Below are 19,929 nucleotides of genomic sequence, written 5' to 3' on the forward strand. Positions count from 1 at the left end.
TACATCTGACAAATTATTTTGATAAGTGAAAAGACTTTTAATAAAAACTTTATAATTTTAAAATATATATTGTGTATAATTACAATAGTGCGATTAATTGATTAATAAACTTGTTGTATACAAGGTTTAAAGCTATGATATAGAGTAAGCAAATAAGCGTAAAAGAGGTACGATTATGACGTTATCATTAAATAAAATTCATCAAGCACACCAACAATATACAGGCGTAGATTTTCCGAAATTGTTTAAAGCTTTTAAAGATATGGGAATCATTGTTAATACAGTGAATATAGAACAAGGTGAAACATCTTATATTCATCAGGATGGAGCTGAAATTACTGATGAAAGTGTTAAAGTAGCTGTACCCATTGCACAACAGACACACCTTGCGTTGGTAAAAGATATATTGCAGCGTCATCAAGCAGGTGAAACGGATTTTCCAAAGTTTTGCGATGAAATGGCACGAGCGGGCATTTATAAGTGGCATATTGATATTATCGCTGGCACATGTGCCTATATAGACAAGGAAAATCAGGTTCTCATTACAGAAAATATACCTCAATCTTGATATGTGTTTATAAATACGAGTAAAAAGATAAGATATTTAAGACGTATACTATGACAGCATTTATAATTGATGATACGGTAGAGAGTGTAGAAAGATTATAAAGTGGCAAGATTAAAGCTTAATTATTAATTAAACGTGGGTTGTTTAGGGGAAAGTTGCGAGTCGAACAATGACCCTAAAGTGCTTCATATAGATATATCGTGTTTAACAATGAAAGGGGACAATAAGTATGGCAAGTGTAGCAATTATCGCAGGTGGTAATAAGATTGAGTCTAGGTTAACAGGTGTAGTAAAATATGCTGAAAAATATTTAAATGATGAAGGCATTGAGACAGATGTCATACATGTACATCAATTAGACGCTGAAGCATTGATTACCGCTAACTTTTCAAATGAATCAATTAATAAAACACATAAAAAAATTGAAGAAGCTGATGGGATAATTATCGTTTCACCTGTATTTAAAGCAGCGTATTCAGGCATCGTGAAGACATATTTAGATTTACTGCCACGTGGCGCATTTACAGGTAAAACAGTCCTCCCGCTCGCATTAGGTGGTACATTTGCACATGTATTAGCGATTCAATATAGCTTAGATCCAGTTATAAAAGAATTGGGTGCAGATACAATTCATAAAGGTAGATTTATTTTAGACAAACATATTACATCTAATGAAGACGGTACTTATGGTTATGATCAAGAAGCGAAAGATGGCTTAAATAAAACTTTAAAAAAGTTTGTCAGTGATAAAGCGCAAGTAATAGAATAAAAGATATTGATTTAAAGGCGTATCTAAATAATTGCGATACGTCTTTAAAAATGCTTTGTTTTAACACAGGTGTATTAAAATGTGTTAAAGTAAATAAAATAAGTTTTAAAGGCTATTTTTTTAGTTTTTAATTAATACAATTGTATTAAAAAGGGGGTTCTGATATATGCCCAAAGTAGTAGATCACGAGAAAAAGAAGCAGCAAATTATACAGTATGCATGGCAATCTATCGTAAGCAATGGCGCTAAGGGTGCTACAGTTAGAAATATTGCAAAGTTAGCACGAATGACACCAGGACAAATACGTTATTATTATCCAAACCATCATGATTTGTTAAAAGCAGTATCGGTCGAAGTAGATAGTAAAGTTAGAGGAAGAATTAAAGCGGTATATAACGACGGAAGTCTAAGCCCGCTTGATAAAGTCATACAGGCGATGTTGAAAGCTATGCCGCTTGATGAAGAACGATATGCGGATATGGAGGTCTGGTTGGCCTTTCAATATGAGTTACATGAAGTAGGTAAAGATTCCATGGGGAATGAAATCTTTACTTTAATAAAAGCATCGATGTCATTTTTAGAAGAACATGACTTACTCGACACATCGTTAAATCAATATGTAGCAATAATGAAAATGCATGCATTATTGGATGGATTAGCATTACATAAATTGTTAAATCCCGAGCAGATGATAAATGAAGATATTGAACATTTAATAGAGAGCGAAGTGAAATCCTGGTTAAGGAGGTAATATAATGAACGGGGTATTAATGATACTTATTGTAGCTGAATTATTATTTTGAATTGTCATTATTTTAGTTTTGATTTCAAGATATGTCTTACGCATGAAACAAGTTGGTTTGATTTTACTTGCAATGACGCCTGTAATTGATTTGATTTTAATTATTACGATGAGTGTAGATTTATTAAATGGTGCCAAAGCAACGGTCCCTCATGGCATAGCAGCAGTATATATTGGCGTTTCAATTGCATTTAGAAAACAAATGATTCAATGGGCAGACGAACGTTTTAAATACTATGTTTTAAAGGAAGGAAATTTACCTGAAAAGAAAACGGGTATTGCTTATGCAAAAGCTTATTTTGTAAGTTGGTTAAGACATGTTTTAGCCTATTTGATTGGAACAGGTCTATTGTGGTTAATTATAAATATTGTAGGACAAGGCGATAGTGTAGCAGCGCTTTATCATGTTATTAAAATTTGGACAGTTATATTAGGGATTGATTTATTAATCACACTGAGCTACTTTATTTGGCCGAAACCTAAAAAAGTATAAAGTATAACCGATGATATAAAAATAGTGGAACAGAAATTTAATTTTTAGAGAAAATTGGATTTCTGTTCCACGTTTATATTTACTATTTTTGAATAATTTAAGATTGCTTTAAGTGCCATTGATGACGCGTATCATACGATAAGTGGAATGTTTCCGTCTTAATATCAATTGGATACGCAATGGAATGTTTCTCAGAAAATGACCAGCGTCTATCTTCAGGTGTGAGTAGTATATAGCTTTCATCGGATGTATCGCCTAGAAAGTTTAACGCATAAGGTTCAAAATGAGCGTGTTCAAATGTTTCGATTTTATAATCCGATAAAGCTTGGTAAATAGCATTTGTCTCATTACATACAAAGCCGATTTCACTGATTCTAGAAAATTCAGGTTCATTTGTAATGTTGGATACTCTTGCAATCAATTCCACGATGTTTCCAGATGGATCATTAAAGTATATAGCGTGTGCGACAAATGATTCAAAATAAGTTGTATGGTGCCCGTCTTCCATTAATAAAAATAATATATTTTGATAATGCTCTTTCATGTCATAAAAATGATTGTATGGAATATCAATTGCAAAGTGATAATAAGGTTGAATAACGTCTTCAGACCTACAAAATTGCAATTGTGTTTCACCAATTTGAACAATGAAAGTATCTTGATTAATAACTTCTACAGGACATTCCAAAGTTTCCTCATAAAATTGTAGCGTTTCTTCTAATTCTGAAGTACATAACGTTATACTTTCAAATTTCATATGTATATCCCATCCCCACGTAGTAACCATATTTTAAAAAGTATTTTAATAGTACTTTATCAAAATAATAATAAAGATGATAATATTAAGAATTTATATAACCTAAATGTTTTGAAATTGCTCAGATTCTAAATTATCATCAAAAGTAATTATTAAATTATAATAAAGTATTTATGAAGTTAAATAAAAGGACCAAGCCCAACAGTAAGGGGTTAGTCCTTTTAAAAATACATTTATAGATTAAAAGAATATTGAGGTAATGATATAAGCACTTAAACCAACTAAGAGACAGTATAGTAAGGCTGGGCCGAGTGTTTTTCTAATTACACTGCCTTCTTTTCCTGGCATATTCACTACAGCACATACAGCTACGACATTGTGTACGCAAATCATGTTACCAGCTGCTGCACCAATAATTTGTGCAGCCAAGACGGTATAAGGTTCTGCGCCAATGGATTGAGCAATATTTAATTGAATAGGTGAAAATGTCAATGTAGAAACGGTTGCACTTCCTGTAATAAAGGAGCCTAATGCGCCTAAGAAAGGTGCTACGAATAACCAAATAGGTCCTAAGTATTTAGACATATTCTCAGCAATATATTCTGGCATGCTGATTAAATCACTTGTATTGATTCCAGAATTGATAAACACATGCACCATCACAAGTGTAGCTACTAATGTTATTCCAGTGGTTTTAATCGTATTTAGCGATTCTACGCTTGCTTGCGATAGATCTTTGAACGATTTTCTCTGTATTAGGATGGCAAATAAAGCAGAAAGCAGTAAGATAGTGCCTGGTGAATAAAGAAATTCCCAATCAGATGAAATTGTTTCAAAGCCTAGAATTTGATTCCAAGATAAATCTAACACTTGTGTAGTGAAATCTTTAATCAGTGGTACAGTTCTTGTCAGTAATAATAATATAACGACCATTAAATAGGGTGACCAAGCAGTTAATAATGGCATGTCATGTTCTGATTTTGTGGGTGTATAACTGTCATCAAAACCGTCTTTCCATTCATTTTTAGGGAGTAGCCAACCTTTACTTGCTGTGACTACGGCTACGATAAGTCCTGTGAGTGAACCGAGAATTGCAACGAATTCAGGACCGAATAGAAAGGCATAGGCAAATGAAGAAGCGACATAGATGAAACCAATACAGGCTAGCCATGGAATCATTTCAACAATAGATTTGAGTTTGTTTGTTTTGCCAAAGAAAATAATCAAAGTAGCAATTAATATAATAGGTATAAAAATACCACTTAGTAAATCTAATGTTGTAATACGTTCAGCTGTAGCTTGAAACAGTGAACTATCTGCGTCATTTAATGTACTTAAACCGACTAATACAGGTGTACCCACGGCACCAAATGAAACAGCAACGCTATCAGCAATCAAAGCGGTAACAACAGCTATCATCGGTCTGAAACCTAGTGCTACCATGAGTGGTGCTGTGACCACTGCAGGTGTGCCAAATCCAGATGCACCTTCAATCAATGAACCAAATAAAAAAGCCACAATAATAACTTGAACACGCATATCTCCTGATAATTTTTTGAATCCTTCATTAATACGTGTAACTGCACCAGTTTGTCGCAAAGTATTAAGCAACACAAGCGCACCAAATAAAATATAGAGAATGGTAAGTGTTTTATGAGTACCTTGAAGCAGTGAGGCCGATATGACATGGCCTTGCATTCCCCAAACAAAGACGCCCAAGAATGTGACAATGAACGCACTAATAATCATACCCTTTAGTGCAGACATACGTAGTAATACTAAAAAAATAAAAGGCACAATGACAGCACTAAAAGCAACAAATAACATCATTTAAAAAATCCCCCTAAGTAAAAATAACAATCATCTAGTCATATGATGATTAAATATTATTCATTGTAAACGCATTCATGTAAAAATTCAAATTCCAATAAATAAATTATTTCATTTAAAAAATGACATTTATTTTTAAAAACATACTTTAAGAGTAAAAACGTTTGTAGGAAATTTAAAATTGTAAACACAGTTTTTAATAGTAATTAAAACAAAGAAACGAAAAGAAACGAAAATAAATTTGCGATAATAGAAAAAATGAAATAAGATAATAGAAATAAATGAAAGCGTTTTCTTTTAATTGGAATAAATGAACGCATAGGGTTTTAAAGAAAGCGCATATTATTTGAAATAACATAGGAATGAAAATTTATAGATATAGGGGTGTTATGAATGAATAAAAAGTTAGCTAAAATGGGCATGCCACCGACACTATTATGGGGATATATTGGTGTACTCATTTTTATGATGGGGGATGGCTTGGAGCTAGCCTGGATTAGTCCATACTTACATGATCATGGCCTATCTGTACATCAAACTGCTATATTAACTACTTGTTATGGTGTAACGATTGCTATTGGATCTTGGTTTTCAGGTGTATTAGTAGAGATTATTGGTCCACGAAAAGTAATGTTATTGGGAACGCTATTGTATATTATTGGTCACATGATATTTGTAGGCTTAGCACTTCCATCCATGAATTATGGACTAATGATACCATCGTATGCGATTAGAGGTTTTGGGTATCCATTATTTGCCTATTCATTTTTAGTTTGGGTAGCATATCGTTCTCCACAGAAACGTTTAGGTGCAGCAGTAGGATGGTTTTGGTTTGTATTTACAGGAGGTTTGAGTGTACTGGGTTCATTTTATTCTTCGATGGCGATTCAAATATTTGGTCATATATTCACCTTATGGACTGCGATTTTATGGGTGATTGTTGGAACATTTTTAGCAGTATTTGTAAACCGTGATAAATTTGAAATAGAGAATAAAGGGAATGGTTTTAAAACCCATTTGAAAGAGATGGGCGCTGGTATTACAATTTTAAAACGAGAACCTCGCGTAGCGGTTGCTTGTATTGTAAGAATTATTAATCAAGCTGCACAATATGCATTTCCGTTGTTCCTTCCAATATATTTATCTACGAAAGGTATCGCAACGACGACGTGGTTAAATATTTGGGGTACGATTTTTATTGCAAATATTATTTTCAATCTTATATTTGGTGCATTAAGCGACAAGATTGGTTGGAAAAATACAATATCTTATATCGGAGGTATTGGTTGTGCTGTATTTACTTTAGGCTTGTATTTTATACCTGAAATATTTACAGGGAATGTGTTCATTGTCGGAACAGTAGGATTTTTATGGGGAATGTGTTTAGCTGGATTCGTTCCTATATCAGCACTTGTGCCTTCACTTGTGCATGATGGTGATAAAGGTCCGGCAATGGCTATATTGAACTTAGGAGCAGGTTTGTGTGTGTTTGCTGGACCTGGATTAGTCGCTTTATTCTACGATAGTATTGGCGTACAAGGTATGATGTATCTTATATTTGGACTTTATGTAGCAAGTGCGATTATGACTCGTTTTTTAAAAACACCAGAAGAGCGTGGTATTTTGAACGAAAAAGAAGCAACTTAAAATCCGATGGATAACATATAATGAACAAGGCCGTGATATCTATAGATGTCATGGTCTTTTTTCATAGGTAATAATTAAATAAATTGAATAGATATTGAAATATAACGAAATTTATAAAAAAGCCTATGAAATATAAGGGGTGTCTCATAGGCTTTGAATCAAATTGATGATCAACGACTGATTCGAAAATTCATTTCTGATTAAAAGGGTGATTATGGAATTTTTTGAGGTGGAGTGGAAATAAATGCTTTATTTTTCTTGGAAACCGCCTGAAACAAATTGTGCTACGATTTGTTTAATTACAGCTACAATATCTTTAAACATAATAATTCACCTCCGTGAGATAAATGATTACATTCCCAATATACAACCATTTTGATAATAAAAGATATGTAACGCATAACTTGAAATTTAAAGTTCACAACTGTTTATTTTCAGATATTTTCAATGCTTAAATGACGAGATTTTCGACGTTATTGTTTAAGAGACTTTAACTTTTTTTAAAATTGAAAAAAGCTGTCAATGTATATAAAATTAAATAATATTCATTTTTTAGTATAAATATACTTGAAATATCATTTAAATACCTTTATTATGTATATAAATCTTATAAAACATTGGAGTGATGAAAATGGGGCGTACACAACAGCATTAAACAAGCTAGCATTATTCAAGGGTAAAGACTTTTTGAAGACATGTGATTTTTCAGCAGATGAGTTACATACTTTAATTGATTTTACTGGTGAATTAAAAGAAAAGAAAAAGCGTGGTATTCCACACCCGTATTTAAAAGGGAAAAATTTGGCATTCTTATTTGAAAAACCTTCTACTAGAACGCGTTCAGCATTTAGTGTGGCAGCATATGATTTAGGCGCTTATCCAGAATACTTTGGGCAAGGTGATATTCATTTAGGAGTTAAAGAATCCTCAGAAGATACTGCCAAAGTTCTAGGTAGAATGTATGATGGTATTGAATTTAGAGGTCATCATCAGAAAGATGTAGAAGCACTTGCTAAAAATGCAGGTGTACCAGTATGGAATGGGCTCACTAATGAATGGCACCCAACTCAAATGATTGCAGATTTTTTCACATTAAAAGAACACTGGGGAACATTACAAGGTAAAACATTGACTTATGTCGGTGATGCTAGAAATAACGTAGCTCATGATTTACTTATTACGGGTGCAATTTTAGGTGTGAACATACATGTAGCCGCACCAAAAGCGTTACAACCGGATGAAGATATTCAAGTTATGGCACAAAAATATGCTGCTGAATCATCGAGCGATATATTGATTACAGATGATATTCAACAAGCAATCTATCAAACAGATGCAATATACACAGATGTTTGGTTTTCAATGGGTGAAGATCAATCGGTATTAGAACCGCGTATCAATCAATTATTACCTTATCAAGTAAACAAAGAGATGCTGATCAACACAATGAATCCAGATGTTATCGTATTACATTGCTTACCTGCATTTCATGATGTAAATACACAAGTAGGACAACAAATTTACGAAACGTATGGCTTAACTGAAATGGAAATTTCAGATGACGTATTTAAAGGTGAACATGCTGTCATTTTTGACCAATCAGAAAATAGATTACACTCTATTAAAGCAATTATGGCTGTAACACTGGGTGATATTTTTTAAATTAGATGTTAAGTATTATGAAGAGGTTTTGTAATGCTACTATAAAAAGGATGGAGCCTGGGACAAAAGAAATGTCTTACACTCTTTTCCTACGATTAGTCAGTAGATGACTGAATTGAACATGTAAAGGCCAACTTAATTTAATGCATAGATAGTGTTAGCATTTTATTATGAAATAGATTGACGTTTCTACTTGTAAACAACCAACAAATTTAATTTGTTGGTTGTTTTTTTATCTTCAAATTTAAAAATGAAGTTAAGGTGTGACTTTCGTTGAAATGAAGGAAGTTGAAAGTATATATCTAAAATGAATTTGGACAACATATGGATAACTTAATAGATGCATATAATAGATAATGATAACACTTTATGAAAATATTTTTCATATTGTTCTATTGTAATGATTAATATTTTCTTCGACTGTATATTGATGTTAATTAGGAGGTTATAGTATATGAGTAAGTTGTTTGAAAAAGCACAACAATTTGGGAAATCATTTATGTTACCGATAGCTATTTTACCAGCAGCTGGTTTATTGTTAGGTATTGGTGGTGCGTTGAGTAATCCGAATACAATCAAAGCCTATCCAGTATTGGATATTGCGCTCTTGCAAAATATATTTATTTTAATGTCAGCAGCAGGAAATATCGTTTTTCAAAATTTACTGGTTATTTTCGCGGTGGGTGTGGCATTAGGTTTAGCAAAAAGTGATAAAAGGCACGGCTGGTCTAGCAGCAATGCTTGGGTTTTTAATTATGAATGCATCAATGAATGGTTTGTTGACGATCACAGATACATTGGCGAAAGGCAACTTGGCAGAAGAAGGTCAAAGTATGGTATTGGGAATACAAACTGTAGAAACAGGTGTATTTGGAGGTATTATCACCGGTATTATGACAGCTTTGTTACATAATAAATTTCATAAAATATCACTGCCTGCGTATTTAGGTTTCTTCGGTGGGTCACGCTTTGTACCTATCATCACTTCAGTTTCTTCAATAGTGCTAGGTGTGGTTATATTCTTTATTTGGCCAACGGTACAAGGATGGATATTTGGTATCGGTGGTCTAGTAGATAAAACAGGGGTTATTGGTACGTTTTTCTTTGGTTTTATATTGAGGTTATTAGGACCATTTGGTTTGCATCATATTTTCTACTTACCGTTTTGGCAAACCGCACTGGGAGATTCTTTAGAAGTTAAAGTGCACATGGTTCAAGGAACGCAAAATATATTTTTTGCACAGCTAGGTGATCCTGATGTAACTAAATATTTCTCAGGCGGTTCACGTTATATGTCTGGAAGATTTATCACAATGATGTTTGGACTTTGCGGTGCAGCATTAGCAATTTATCACACGGCGAAGCCTGAACGTAAAAAAGTAGTCGGTGGTTTAATGTTATCTGCAGCATTAACATCGTTCTTAACAGGTATTACAGAGCCTTTAGAATTCAGTTTCTTATTTGTTGCACCAATGCTATACGTAATCCATGCCGTTTTAGATGGACTAGCATTTATGATGGCTGACATTTTCAATATCACTGTGGGACAAACATTTAGTGGTGGTTTCATTGATTATTTATTGTTTGGTGTACTACAAGGTAATGAAAAGACGAATTTCTTATGGGTCATTCCAATTGGCATCGTTTGGTTTGTGCTATATTACGTCATATTTAGATACCTCATTACGAAATTTAATTTTAAAACACCTGGTCGTGAAGACGAAGGTGTAACAGAAACAGTTGAAGCAACTGATCGTGCTAAAACGATTATTCAAGCGCTGGGTGGAAAAGAAAATATCGATGTCGTTGATTGTTGTGCAACTAGATTGAGAGTAACGTTAAACAGTGATAAAGCTGTCGATAAAACAATGCTAACTTCTACAGAAGCACGTGGCGTGATTCAAAAAGGGAACGTGTACAAGTTATCTATGGGCCACATGTTACTACCATTAAAAACGAAGTAGAAGAACTTTTAGAAAATGATAAGTAAGGTATTCAATTAGAGGATGATGAATAGATTATAGAAAGTTTTGGTGAGATGATGAATGTAATCAACTTAAAAAATCGTACGATTGGAAGCCAATACGTAGCAACAGAAATACTGAAACAGGTTATCTCCAAACCTAATACTATATTAGGTTTAGCCACTGGTAATACCATGATCGAAGTTTATAAAACATTAGCAGCGTTATTAAATGTGAATCAAATAGATCTATCCAATGTCGTAACGTTTAATTTAGATGAATATGTAGGTTTATCTGCAGAACATAATCAAAGCTATCATGTTTATATGAACGCGCACTTATTTAATCATAATCAAACATGGAATAATAAAAATATTTATTTGCCTGTAGGTGATGCGCCTAATATTGAATTAGAAAGTGAACTTTATGAACAGCGTTTAGGTGAAATCGGTTCAGCTGATATCCAAATATTAGGCATTGGTGAAAATGGGCATATTGGCTTCAATGAGCCATATTCATCTTTTGAAAGTGTAACGAGAGTTGTTGATTTAATACCTTCAACCATTAATGCGAATAGTCAACATTTTGAAAATATAGAAGACGTACCTAAGCAAGCGATTTCTATGGGATTGTCGTCTATTATGAAAGCAAAACGGATCATATTGTTAGCATTTGGTAAAAATAAACAGCAAGCAATAAAAGCTTTGTTAGAAGGCGAAGTGTCAGAAGCATTGCCAGCTTCTATTTTGCACAAACATCCTAATGTAGAAGTTATTATTGATGATGAAATTTTTACTTCACTCATAGAAGATGGAACATTGTAAGTGAGATGTAAATAATCATATGCGTCCTTCAAAGTAGACATTCTAAAAATGACAACTTTGGAGGGCGCATTTTTATGTCTTGTAATAATTAAATACTATTTTTAATGAATCAAAAATGAGTCTGTATCGTTTTTAATGAAATACATAAAGTATAAATCTTAAATGAAATAATAATTTAAAAATTGATTTTTGTAAACGTTTACAATTATAATGTAATTATATAATTTTAAAAGGGGTGTGTAGTTATGGTTAATGTGAAAAAAGAACGTATGAAAGTCTATGTTTTGGATAACGGACGCATGAAGATGGATAAGAATTTGATGATTGCTAATTCCAATCAAGCAACATTAGATGACCCTAACGCCAATAACGAGATGCATGAATTCCCTATATATACTGTGTTTATAGATCACCCAGATGCTAAAATCCTTTTTGATACAGCTTGTAATCCGAACGCTATGGGAGATAGTGGGAGATGGATAAGTGCAACACAAAAAGCTTTTCCGTACTTTGCTGATGAAGCTTGTCATTTACCTAATAGACTCGAGCAAATTAATGTAGATCCTAAAGAAGTCGATTTTGTTATTGCTTCACATTTACATTTGGATCATGCAGGGTGTTTAGAATATTTTACGAATGCAACCATAATTGTCCATGATGATGAATTAAGTGGTGCAATGAAAACATATGCACGAAACCAACAAGAAGGGGCTTATATTTGGGCAGATATAGATGCTTGGGTGAAAAATAATCTGAAATGGAGAACGATTAAAAAAGAAGAAGATAATTTGAAACTAGTAGATGGTGTTCGAATTTTAAATTATGGTAGTGGTCATGCATGGGGCATCATTGGTCTAGAGATTGAGAGTGCTGAATTAGGAACGATTATATTAGCATCGGACGCAATATACACTAAGGAAAGTATAGAGGATACATTGAAGCCACCAGGTATTTTATATGATTCTATTGGATGGACGAAATCAGTGGAGAAAATTCAAAGATTAGCAAAAGAAAAAAATGCTCAAATTTGGTTTGGACATGATGGCGAACAATTCGAAGGCTTTAGAAAATCAACGGAAGGTTATTATGAATAATTGCTATTTTATCAAAGTATCTTTAAATCACTACAGTGAATGAGGAGTGTATGTTATGAAAACAAGAGCGGCAGTATTGCGTGAAATGGGTAAAGATGCACCATATACAGAAAGTCATCCTTTAACAATAGAAACTTTAGAACTTCAAGGGCCTCAATCAAATGAAGTACTTATAAAAATAGGCGCAGTGGGTTTGTGTCACTCTGATTTATCTGTAATTAATGGCAGTAGACCACGTCCAATGCCAATGGTATTAGGGCATGAAGCAGCTGGAGAAATTATCGAAGTAGGTGAAAACGTTGCGGAATTTGAAGTGGGTGATCATATCGTATGTACATTTATACCAAGTTGTGGACATTGTATTCCGTGTCGTGAAGGCAGACCTGCCTTATGTGAAAATGGTGCAGCGGCAAATGAAAAAGGAGAAATGTTAGAAGGTGGCTTTCGTTATGAATCTGACCGTGATGAGGTAATGCATCATCATTTAGGTGTATCAGGTTTTGCAGATTATGCAGTGGTATCTACAAATTCAATTGTCAAAGTAGATAAAAAGATTCCATTTGAAAAGGTGGCGATTTTTGGTTGTGCAGTCATTACGGGCATAGGTGCAGTCATTAATACAGCTCGCATTAATGCAGGGAGTACTGTGGCGGTTGTTGGGCTTGGTGGCATTGGTTTTAACGCAATTCTTGGTGCACGCCTGGCAGGTGCAAGTGAAATTATTGCACTAGATATTAATGAAGAAAAATTTGCATTGGCTAAATCACTTGGAGCAACAGCAGTATTTAATTCAGGTGAAGCACATACAATAGAAGATATTAAACAATATACGCAAGGTGGTGTGGATTATGCTTTTGAAACGGCGGGCGTAGTACCTGCCATGGATGTCGCATATCAAATCACACGTCGAGGTGGAATGACAACGACAACAGGTTTACCAGATCCCAAACACCAATTTTCATTTCCTCAAGTAACGCTCGCTGCTGAAGAGCGTACGATAAAAGGGTCATATGTGGGAAGTTGTGTTCCTGACCGTGATATACCACGTTTCATCAACTTATATCATCAAGGTCGTTTACCAGTAAATGAACTTTTAACAGATACATTACCATTAGAACATATTAATGAAGGGTTTGACCGCTTGGCACGAGGTGAAGCGGCACGTTTAGTAGTGAAAATGGATTAGGTGTGTTCATATGAGTCGTTTTAATGACACATTAGAAAAGTATTTGTTACCAGTCGCGTCTAAATTGGGATGGAATAAAATTTTAATTTCATTAAGAGATGGTATTATCGTTGCGATGCCATTGATTATCATTGGATCACTATTTCTTGTCATTAGTGGCATCGCCATACCGGGATGGATTGAATGGTTGGAAGCACAAGGCATACAACCCTATTTAATGAAAGCAGTAAATGGCACATTTGGATTGATGGGATTAGTTGCAAGTTTTGGTGTGGCACATAGTATTGCTCGACAGTATGATACGGATGGTGTTTCAGCAGGAATTATTTCCATGGCTGCATTTTTAGTTGTAACACCTAATGTTATGACCGGTGGCAAAACACCAGAAGAAGCTATACCTCAAATGTATATGGGAAGTCAGGGACTTTTTGTAGCATTAATTATAGGGATCTTTTCCGGATTGATATTTCAATGGTTTATTAATAGAAATATAAGGATTAAAATGCCCGATCAAGTTCCACCTGCAGTAGCGAAAAGCTTTAGCGCATTAATACCTGGAGCTGTCATTATTTTATTGTGGCTTATAATCTATATAGCATTAGATAACCTTCCTTTTGGAAACATACATGACCTTATTGTTAATACATTAGGTGTGCCATTAAGTTTAATGGGAAGTACTTTAATAGGTACGATTATATTAGTAGGACTAAATAGTGCCTTTTGGTTTGTAGGTATTCATGGTGCAAATGTAGTAAATGCGGTTATGCAGCCAATATGGCTTAAGAATATAGATGAAAACCGTATTGTATATCAAGCTAATCCTCATGGCGATTTGCCACATATCATCACGCAACCTTTTATAGATAATTTTGTATTTATGGGGGGCGGTGGCTCAACCATTGGCTTAGTGATTGTTATTGCCATTTTAGCCTTTAAAAAGCGTTCGAGTAAAATTACGAAAACAATGGCACCACTGACATTGATGCCTGGTATTTTTAATATTAATGAACCGACCTTGTTTGGTTTGCCAGTCGTTCTCAATGTTAGGCTGATTGTACCCTTTATATTGGCGCCGATGATCAATGCGACGATTACTTATTTTGCCATGGCAAGCGGGCTTGTTCATTTAACTAATGGTACTGCGATGCCTTGGACAATCCCACCTATTATTAGTGGGTTTTTAGCTACGGGTCATGTTAGTGGTTCATTGGTACAAATGGTTTGTATCATTGTTGATATCTTATTGTATTATCCATTTTACAGAACGATGGAAAAATATAATTTGCAACTAGAGCAAAAAGAAGCAGATGAAACAAAAGAAATCTAAACAAAGGGGATTTGTCTCATGGTAAAAAGATTATTAAGTGCGAATGCATCTGAAATCGTTGAAATGACAGCCACAGAATTAAAACAAAGTATTAAAGCAAGTGATGGTCGTGTTGTATTATCTGAAAATGTGGTCACACGTACTCCAGTCATTCCAGATATTACAAATGCTGAACTTGCTCGTGCATTTGGCGCAGATTTAATTTTATTAAATGGTTTAGATGCCTTTGATCCTAAAGTTGTTAATGTAGATGAAGATAAACAGGTTATCAATGAATTGAGACGTCTTGTTTGTAGACCGATTGGTGTCAATTTAGAACCTGTAGATAAAACCGCAACGATGTCAGAAGAAAAACTAAATATTGTAGAAGGTCGACAAGCAAGTTCGAAAACGGTAAAGGCATTAGAAAAATTAGGTATTAATTTTATATGTATGACAGGGAATCCTGGGACAGGTGTAACGAATGATAAAATTGTCAACGCTATTTCAGAGACACGAAAGCATTTTACAGGACTTATTATAGCGGGGAAAATGCATAGCGCTGGTGTAGATGAACCTGTAATAACGGAAACGTATGTAGATCAATTTATAGACGCTGGGGCAGATATTATTCTTGTACCATCAATTGGCACGGTACCAGGATTTGATGAGGAACAATTGAAAAATATTGTTAAAGCAGTACACCGTCGTGAAGGTTTAGTTATGTCTGCTATAGGAACAAGCCAAGAAAGTTCTGATCCAAGTACCATTAGGGATTTTGCGATACGTAATAAAATCTGTGGTGTTGATATTCAACACATTGGTGATGCTGGTTATTGCGGTCTTGCACCAGTCAATAATATTTTTGAATTAAGTAAGGCAATCAGAGGGGAAAGACATACAGTATCCATGATAGCTAGATCGATTCAACGTTAAATGATGAAACTACGCTTTTAATCAGGAGGAATTTTTTATGGCAGAAAAAACAATCATGTTGGTATGTGCAGCGGGAATGAGTACAAGTATGTTGGTACAAAAAATGCAAAAAGAAGCTGAAAAGCAAAAGCTTGATAGAGATATTTTTGCCGTTTCCACTTCAGAAGCAGATCAAAAAATTGAAAGTGACAATATAGATGTATTGCTACTAGGACCACAAGTTCGCTTTAAAAAAGATGAATATACTAAAAAATGCTCTGAGAAAGACATACCTGTAGCGGTCATTGAAATGAGAGATTATGGAACGATGAATGGAGAAAATGTATTAAATACAGCTGAACAATTGATGAAAAAATAGAGGTGGTTCAATGTCATAAGCGGAAAATAGTTTAGAGTTTGCCATGTCACTTATTGCATACAGTGGTGACGCCAAAAGTCATGCAATGGAAGCCATCTATGCGGCAAAGAAAAATGCTTTTGAAGAAGCTGAAAAGAAATTAAAACTTGCAGAAGTTTCATTATTAGAGGCACATCATATTCAAACAAATATGTTAACCAAAGAAGCGCAAGGTGATGAGATAAAAATGTCGCTGTTAACCATTCACAGTCAGGACCATTTAATGACAGCTATTACGTTCAAAGATATGGCAGCAGAAATGATCGATTTATATAAAAAGATGGATTCAAAAGCATAAATATATTAAGTATCATTGAAAAAGTACATTTTCAAAAGATTTGAAGATGTACTTTTTTGTTCATTATTGTAAAAAAAGGAGTAAACAAGGGAATCAACTTAATTGTATTATATGTTAATTAATGGAAATTAAAAAATAAATGTATATTTGGATAAAAAAGTTATTGACTTAATGAAGGGTTAGGCATAGAATATTTTTATTCCGATAAGAATAATAAGAATAGAGGGCGCGAAATGAAAAAAATATTATTAGGTATACTGACGTTACTTTTAGTTGTGGGACTCGCAGCTTGTGGTACTTCTGACAAAAAAGACAACGATAACAAAAATAAAACTGCAAGTGAAAATAAAACATTTGTTGTAGGTACGGAAGGGACCTATGCACCTTTCTCATATCATGATAAACAAGATAAACTAACAGGTTATGATATTGATGTAATGAAAGCAGTAGCTAAAGAAATGGGTTACAAAGTTAAATTTAAAGAAACACAATGGGATTCTATGTTTGCTGGATTAGACTCTGGTAGATTTAATGTGATAGCGAACCAAGTAGGTATTAATGATGAACGTAAAGAAAAATATAAATTCTCAGAACCATATACGTATTCAGAAGCAGTATTAGTCGTTAACAAAAACAACAAAGATATAAAATCATTTGACGATGTTAAAGGTAAGAAATTGGCTCAAACGTTTACTTCAAATTATGGTAAATTGGCTAAATCTAAAGGTGCAGAATTAACGAAAGTAGATGGCTTCAATCAGGCTATGGATTTATTACAATCTAATAGAGTTGAAGGTACATTTAATGACAATATTTCATACTTAGATTATAAAAAACAAAAACCTAATGCAGATGTGAAAATTATTGAAGGTAATGCTGAGAAGAGTCAATCTGCTTTAACATTTAGTAAAAAAGAAGACGATGCAACAATTGAAAAAGTAAATAAAGCAATGAAAAAATTAAAAGATAATGGTGAATTAGCAAAAATAAGCAAAAAATGGTTCGGCGAAGATGTTTCTAAATCTTAATACTGAACAGCAACATGCACTAGACGCAGCTGGTCAAGCATTTGCACCGATGCTTGAAGGATTAGTGAAATTTTCTATACCTATTACATTAGTAACCTTTTTGTTAGGTTTAGTGATTGCGTTACTCACTGCGTTAATGCGCATTTCAACAAGCCGTATTTTAAGAGGGATTGCTCGTTTTTATATTTCAATCATCCGAGGTACACCGATGATTGTACAATTATTCATTATCTTTTACGGGATCCCTGAACTCGGCAGATTATTGACAAATAACTCTGAAAATCAATGGACGTTAGCACCAGTTATCGCAGCAATTATTGGCTTATCATTAAATGTAGGGGCATATGCTTCTGAAATTATTCGTGGAGGTATTATGTCTATACCTAAGGGTCAAACAGAAGCGGCCTATTCAATCGGTATGAATTATCGACAAACGATTCAACGTATTATCTTGCCACAAGCGATTAGAGTATCCGTACCAGCATTAGGTAATACATTTTTAAGTTTAATTAAAGATACATCACTTTTAGGATTTATATTAGTAGCTGAAATGTTTAGAAAAGCACAAGAAGTCGCTTCAACGACATACGAGTATTTAACTATTTATCTACTTGTAGCACTTATGTACTGGGTGGTTTGCTTTATCATTTCAATTGCACAAAACTTCTATGAATCTTATCTTGAAAGAGGGTATCGCTCATGATTGAATTAAAAAATATAAAAAAATCATTTGATGATAAAGAAGTTATCAAAGGGATTGATTTAAACGTTAATCAAGGAGAAGTTGTGACATTTATTGGACGATCAGGTTCAGGTAAGACGACTTTGTTGCGAATGATTAATGCTTTAGAGTTGCCTACAGAAGGTGCTGTGTATGTTAATGGAGAGACTTATAGCAATGCAGACAAGAAATCACAGATAAAAGTCCGTAAACAGTCGGGCATGGTATTTCAAAGTTATAATTTATTCCCACATAAAACGGCATTAGAAAATGTAATGGAAGGTCTCATTACTGTTAAAAAAACGAAAAAAGATGAAGCAAAGCAACAAGCATTAGCTTTATTGGAAAAAGTAGATTTAACTGCTGTAAAAGATCAAAGACCGAATGCTTTATCTGGAGGACAACAGCAACGTGTAGCAATTGCTAGAGCTTTAGCCATGAATCCAAAAGTAATGCTGTTTGATGAACCTACGTCTGCGTTAGATCCAGAACTCGTTAATGATGTGCTTCGTGTCATCAAGGACCTAGCTAATGAAGGTATGACAATGATTATCGTGACGCATGAAATGCGATTTGCTAAAGAAGTATCTAACAAGATTGTATTTATACATGATGGTGTAATTGGAGAATCTGGGCCTCCAGAGCAAATCTTTAATCATCCACAAAGCGCTGAACTACAAAGATTTTTAAATATGATTCGTGAAGTTTAACGTTGAAAGAAAGTTTAGTGAAAGTATTATGATAAAACGATTGCCTTGTTATATATACTGACAAGGATGATTAGGCAGTCTGAAGAATAGCATTTTTAAAAGTGATAGCGATGTATTTTCAATAGAATATATGATTGCCTAAATAAGGTGAGTCCGAGACATTTAGTTATGTCCGGGCTTTTTTTATAAAACGATATCATATATGTACTTTGAACTTTATAATTTAAAAATATAATGATTTTTTTATTTGATGTGCAACTTTTCGCATTTAAAGACGAAAGAGATTACACATCTATCATCTTTAGAAAGCGTTTACAATAAAGAGGCGAGGAGGTTGCTAATATGTTAAGTAAGCGACAGTATCATATTTTAATGTTCATACTTGAATGTGAAACTTTTGTGCAAATTCATCATTTAGCAACGCACTTTAATGTTACAGAAAGAACGATACAGTACGATCTTGAATACATTGAAGATATGGCAAGTAACCTAGGTTTAATTATTCAAAGGACTAAGCAAGAGGGGGTCAAAATAACCACAACACCAGAACAGTTAAAGCGCTTTGCACCTAAATCGACAACGCATACAATACATTATGCAAAAGAAGAGCGCTTGTTATATATAACGTTAAAATTACTTGAAGCCAATACGCCGACATCATCACAAGTGCTTGCGACCACCGTATCTGTTTCAAGACGAACGATTGTGGAAGATTTGAAAAGCGTTCAAAATTGGTTAGAGCAGCATGACTATCTTGCTATAGCAGAATGTGCTTTCGTAGATTTAGCGCATTTAAATAAGGTATTTAAATATCGATATGGCGTAACAGCTTATCAATATATGTCAAAACTAAAATAATATTGCATTTATCGACTTAACTTTAAACAGCGCATGTCATCTCATAATAAAGATGACATGCGCTGTTGTATTTCAGATT

General features: G+C 33.9%; 19 protein-coding genes and 1 pseudogene. 18 read left to right on the forward strand and 2 right to left on the reverse strand.

What is annotated here, in order from left to right:
* Window positions 1-175: 175 nt before the first annotated feature.
* The 4 genes from ACM6UH_RS02125 (at window position 176) to ACM6UH_RS02140 (ending at window position 2,632) form a co-directional block, all read left to right on the forward strand.
* Window positions 176-568, forward strand: coding sequence for a DUF1398 family protein (locus ACM6UH_RS02125; RefSeq protein WP_047504721.1), 393 nt, complete (start codon window positions 176-178; stop codon window positions 566-568).
* A gap of 229 nt (window positions 569-797) precedes the next feature.
* Window positions 798-1,337: an NADPH-dependent FMN reductase gene (gene ssuE / locus ACM6UH_RS02130; protein WP_011302217.1), complete on the forward strand. Its 540-nt coding sequence runs from the start codon at window positions 798-800 to the stop codon at window positions 1,335-1,337.
* Between the two features lie 166 nt (window positions 1,338-1,503).
* On the forward strand, window positions 1,504-2,088 hold the full coding sequence (locus ACM6UH_RS02135; protein ID WP_011302218.1) for a TetR/AcrR family transcriptional regulator: 585 nt from the start codon (window positions 1,504-1,506) through the stop codon (window positions 2,086-2,088).
* Between the two features lie 94 nt (window positions 2,089-2,182).
* Window positions 2,183-2,632: a hypothetical protein gene (locus ACM6UH_RS02140; RefSeq protein WP_306462266.1), complete on the forward strand. Its 450-nt coding sequence runs from the start codon at window positions 2,183-2,185 to the stop codon at window positions 2,630-2,632.
* Between the two features lie 97 nt (window positions 2,633-2,729).
* Here ACM6UH_RS02140 and ACM6UH_RS02145 read toward each other — a convergent pair whose 3' ends face one another.
* Together ACM6UH_RS02145 and ACM6UH_RS02150 are read right to left on the reverse strand one after the other, a co-directional pair.
* Window positions 2,730-3,389 (reverse strand): glyoxalase/bleomycin resistance/dioxygenase family protein, encoded by a 660-nt coding sequence (locus tag ACM6UH_RS02145; protein WP_047504718.1) that lies wholly within the window; start codon window positions 3,387-3,389, stop codon window positions 2,730-2,732.
* A gap of 240 nt (window positions 3,390-3,629) precedes the next feature.
* Window positions 3,630-5,219 (reverse strand): L-lactate permease, encoded by a 1,590-nt coding sequence (locus ACM6UH_RS02150; protein WP_011302221.1) that lies wholly within the window; start codon window positions 5,217-5,219, stop codon window positions 3,630-3,632.
* 393 nt (window positions 5,220-5,612) lie between these two features.
* Between ACM6UH_RS02150 and ACM6UH_RS02155 the strand changes: the two genes are divergently transcribed.
* The 14 genes and pseudogenes from ACM6UH_RS02155 to ACM6UH_RS02220 all read left to right on the forward strand — a co-directional run bounded on the left by ACM6UH_RS02155 (window position 5,613) and on the right by ACM6UH_RS02220 (window position 19,850).
* Entirely contained in the window at window positions 5,613-6,866 is a 1,254-nt protein-coding gene (locus ACM6UH_RS02155) for an MFS transporter (RefSeq protein ID WP_011302222.1), read from the forward strand.
* A 594-nt stretch (window positions 6,867-7,460) separates the two neighbouring features.
* Window positions 7,461-8,528 carry an ornithine carbamoyltransferase gene (gene argF / locus ACM6UH_RS02160; RefSeq protein ID WP_170178157.1) on the forward strand — a complete coding sequence of 356 codons (1,068 nt, stop codon included), beginning with the start codon at window positions 7,461-7,463 and terminating at the stop codon, window positions 8,526-8,528.
* Window positions 8,529-8,982: 454 nt separating this feature from the next.
* Window positions 8,983-10,518 (forward strand): annotated as a pseudogene (locus tag ACM6UH_RS02165) (PTS transporter subunit EIIC).
* Between the two features lie 51 nt (window positions 10,519-10,569).
* On the forward strand, window positions 10,570-11,316 hold the full coding sequence (nagB, locus tag ACM6UH_RS02170) for a glucosamine-6-phosphate deaminase (protein WP_061050466.1): 747 nt from the start codon (window positions 10,570-10,572) through the stop codon (window positions 11,314-11,316).
* A 245-nt stretch (window positions 11,317-11,561) separates the two neighbouring features.
* Window positions 11,562-12,410, forward strand: a complete 849-nt coding sequence (gene ahlS, locus ACM6UH_RS02175) for an AhlS family quorum-quenching N-acyl homoserine lactonase (RefSeq protein ID WP_041079459.1) — start codon at window positions 11,562-11,564, stop codon at window positions 12,408-12,410.
* Window positions 12,411-12,465: 55 nt separating this feature from the next.
* On the forward strand, window positions 12,466-13,596 hold the full coding sequence (locus ACM6UH_RS02180) for a zinc-dependent alcohol dehydrogenase family protein (RefSeq protein WP_048787086.1): 1,131 nt from the start codon (window positions 12,466-12,468) through the stop codon (window positions 13,594-13,596).
* Between the two features lie 10 nt (window positions 13,597-13,606).
* Window positions 13,607-14,923 carry a PTS sugar transporter subunit IIC gene (locus ACM6UH_RS02185; RefSeq protein ID WP_047504711.1) on the forward strand — a complete coding sequence of 439 codons (1,317 nt, stop codon included), beginning with the start codon at window positions 13,607-13,609 and terminating at the stop codon, window positions 14,921-14,923.
* Between the two features lie 18 nt (window positions 14,924-14,941).
* A complete protein-coding gene (locus tag ACM6UH_RS02190) occupies window positions 14,942-15,838 on the forward strand; it encodes a hypothetical protein (RefSeq protein WP_011302230.1) in 897 nt (298 codons plus the stop codon).
* 37 nt (window positions 15,839-15,875) lie between these two features.
* Complete coding sequence (locus ACM6UH_RS02195; RefSeq protein ID WP_061050467.1) at window positions 15,876-16,196, forward strand: PTS sugar transporter subunit IIB; 321 nt, start codon at window positions 15,876-15,878, stop codon at window positions 16,194-16,196.
* A gap of 43 nt (window positions 16,197-16,239) precedes the next feature.
* Window positions 16,240-16,533 carry a PTS lactose/cellobiose transporter subunit IIA gene (locus tag ACM6UH_RS02200; RefSeq protein ID WP_061050468.1) on the forward strand — a complete coding sequence of 98 codons (294 nt, stop codon included), beginning with the start codon at window positions 16,240-16,242 and terminating at the stop codon, window positions 16,531-16,533.
* Between the two features lie 233 nt (window positions 16,534-16,766).
* Window positions 16,767-17,561, forward strand: a complete 795-nt coding sequence (locus tag ACM6UH_RS02205; RefSeq protein WP_011302232.1) for an amino acid ABC transporter substrate-binding protein — start codon at window positions 16,767-16,769, stop codon at window positions 17,559-17,561.
* Window positions 17,545-18,264 carry an amino acid ABC transporter permease gene (locus tag ACM6UH_RS02210; protein ID WP_011302233.1) on the forward strand — a complete coding sequence of 240 codons (720 nt, stop codon included), beginning with the start codon at window positions 17,545-17,547 and terminating at the stop codon, window positions 18,262-18,264. Before ACM6UH_RS02205 ends, ACM6UH_RS02210 begins: the two co-directional genes overlap by 17 nt.
* Window positions 18,261-18,992 carry an amino acid ABC transporter ATP-binding protein gene (locus tag ACM6UH_RS02215; RefSeq protein WP_002482190.1) on the forward strand — a complete coding sequence of 244 codons (732 nt, stop codon included), beginning with the start codon at window positions 18,261-18,263 and terminating at the stop codon, window positions 18,990-18,992. The genes ACM6UH_RS02210 and ACM6UH_RS02215 overlap by 4 nt, the downstream gene beginning before the upstream one ends.
* Window positions 18,993-19,334: 342 nt before the next feature.
* Window positions 19,335-19,850, forward strand: coding sequence for an HTH domain-containing protein (locus ACM6UH_RS02220; RefSeq protein ID WP_047504706.1), 516 nt, complete (start codon window positions 19,335-19,337; stop codon window positions 19,848-19,850).
* The last annotated feature ends 79 nt before the right edge of the window (window positions 19,851-19,929 follow it).

Source organism: Staphylococcus sp. LKG4-2 (assembly GCF_050955665.1).
GTDB classification, from domain to species: Bacteria; Bacillota; Bacilli; order Staphylococcales; family Staphylococcaceae; genus Staphylococcus; species Staphylococcus saprophyticus.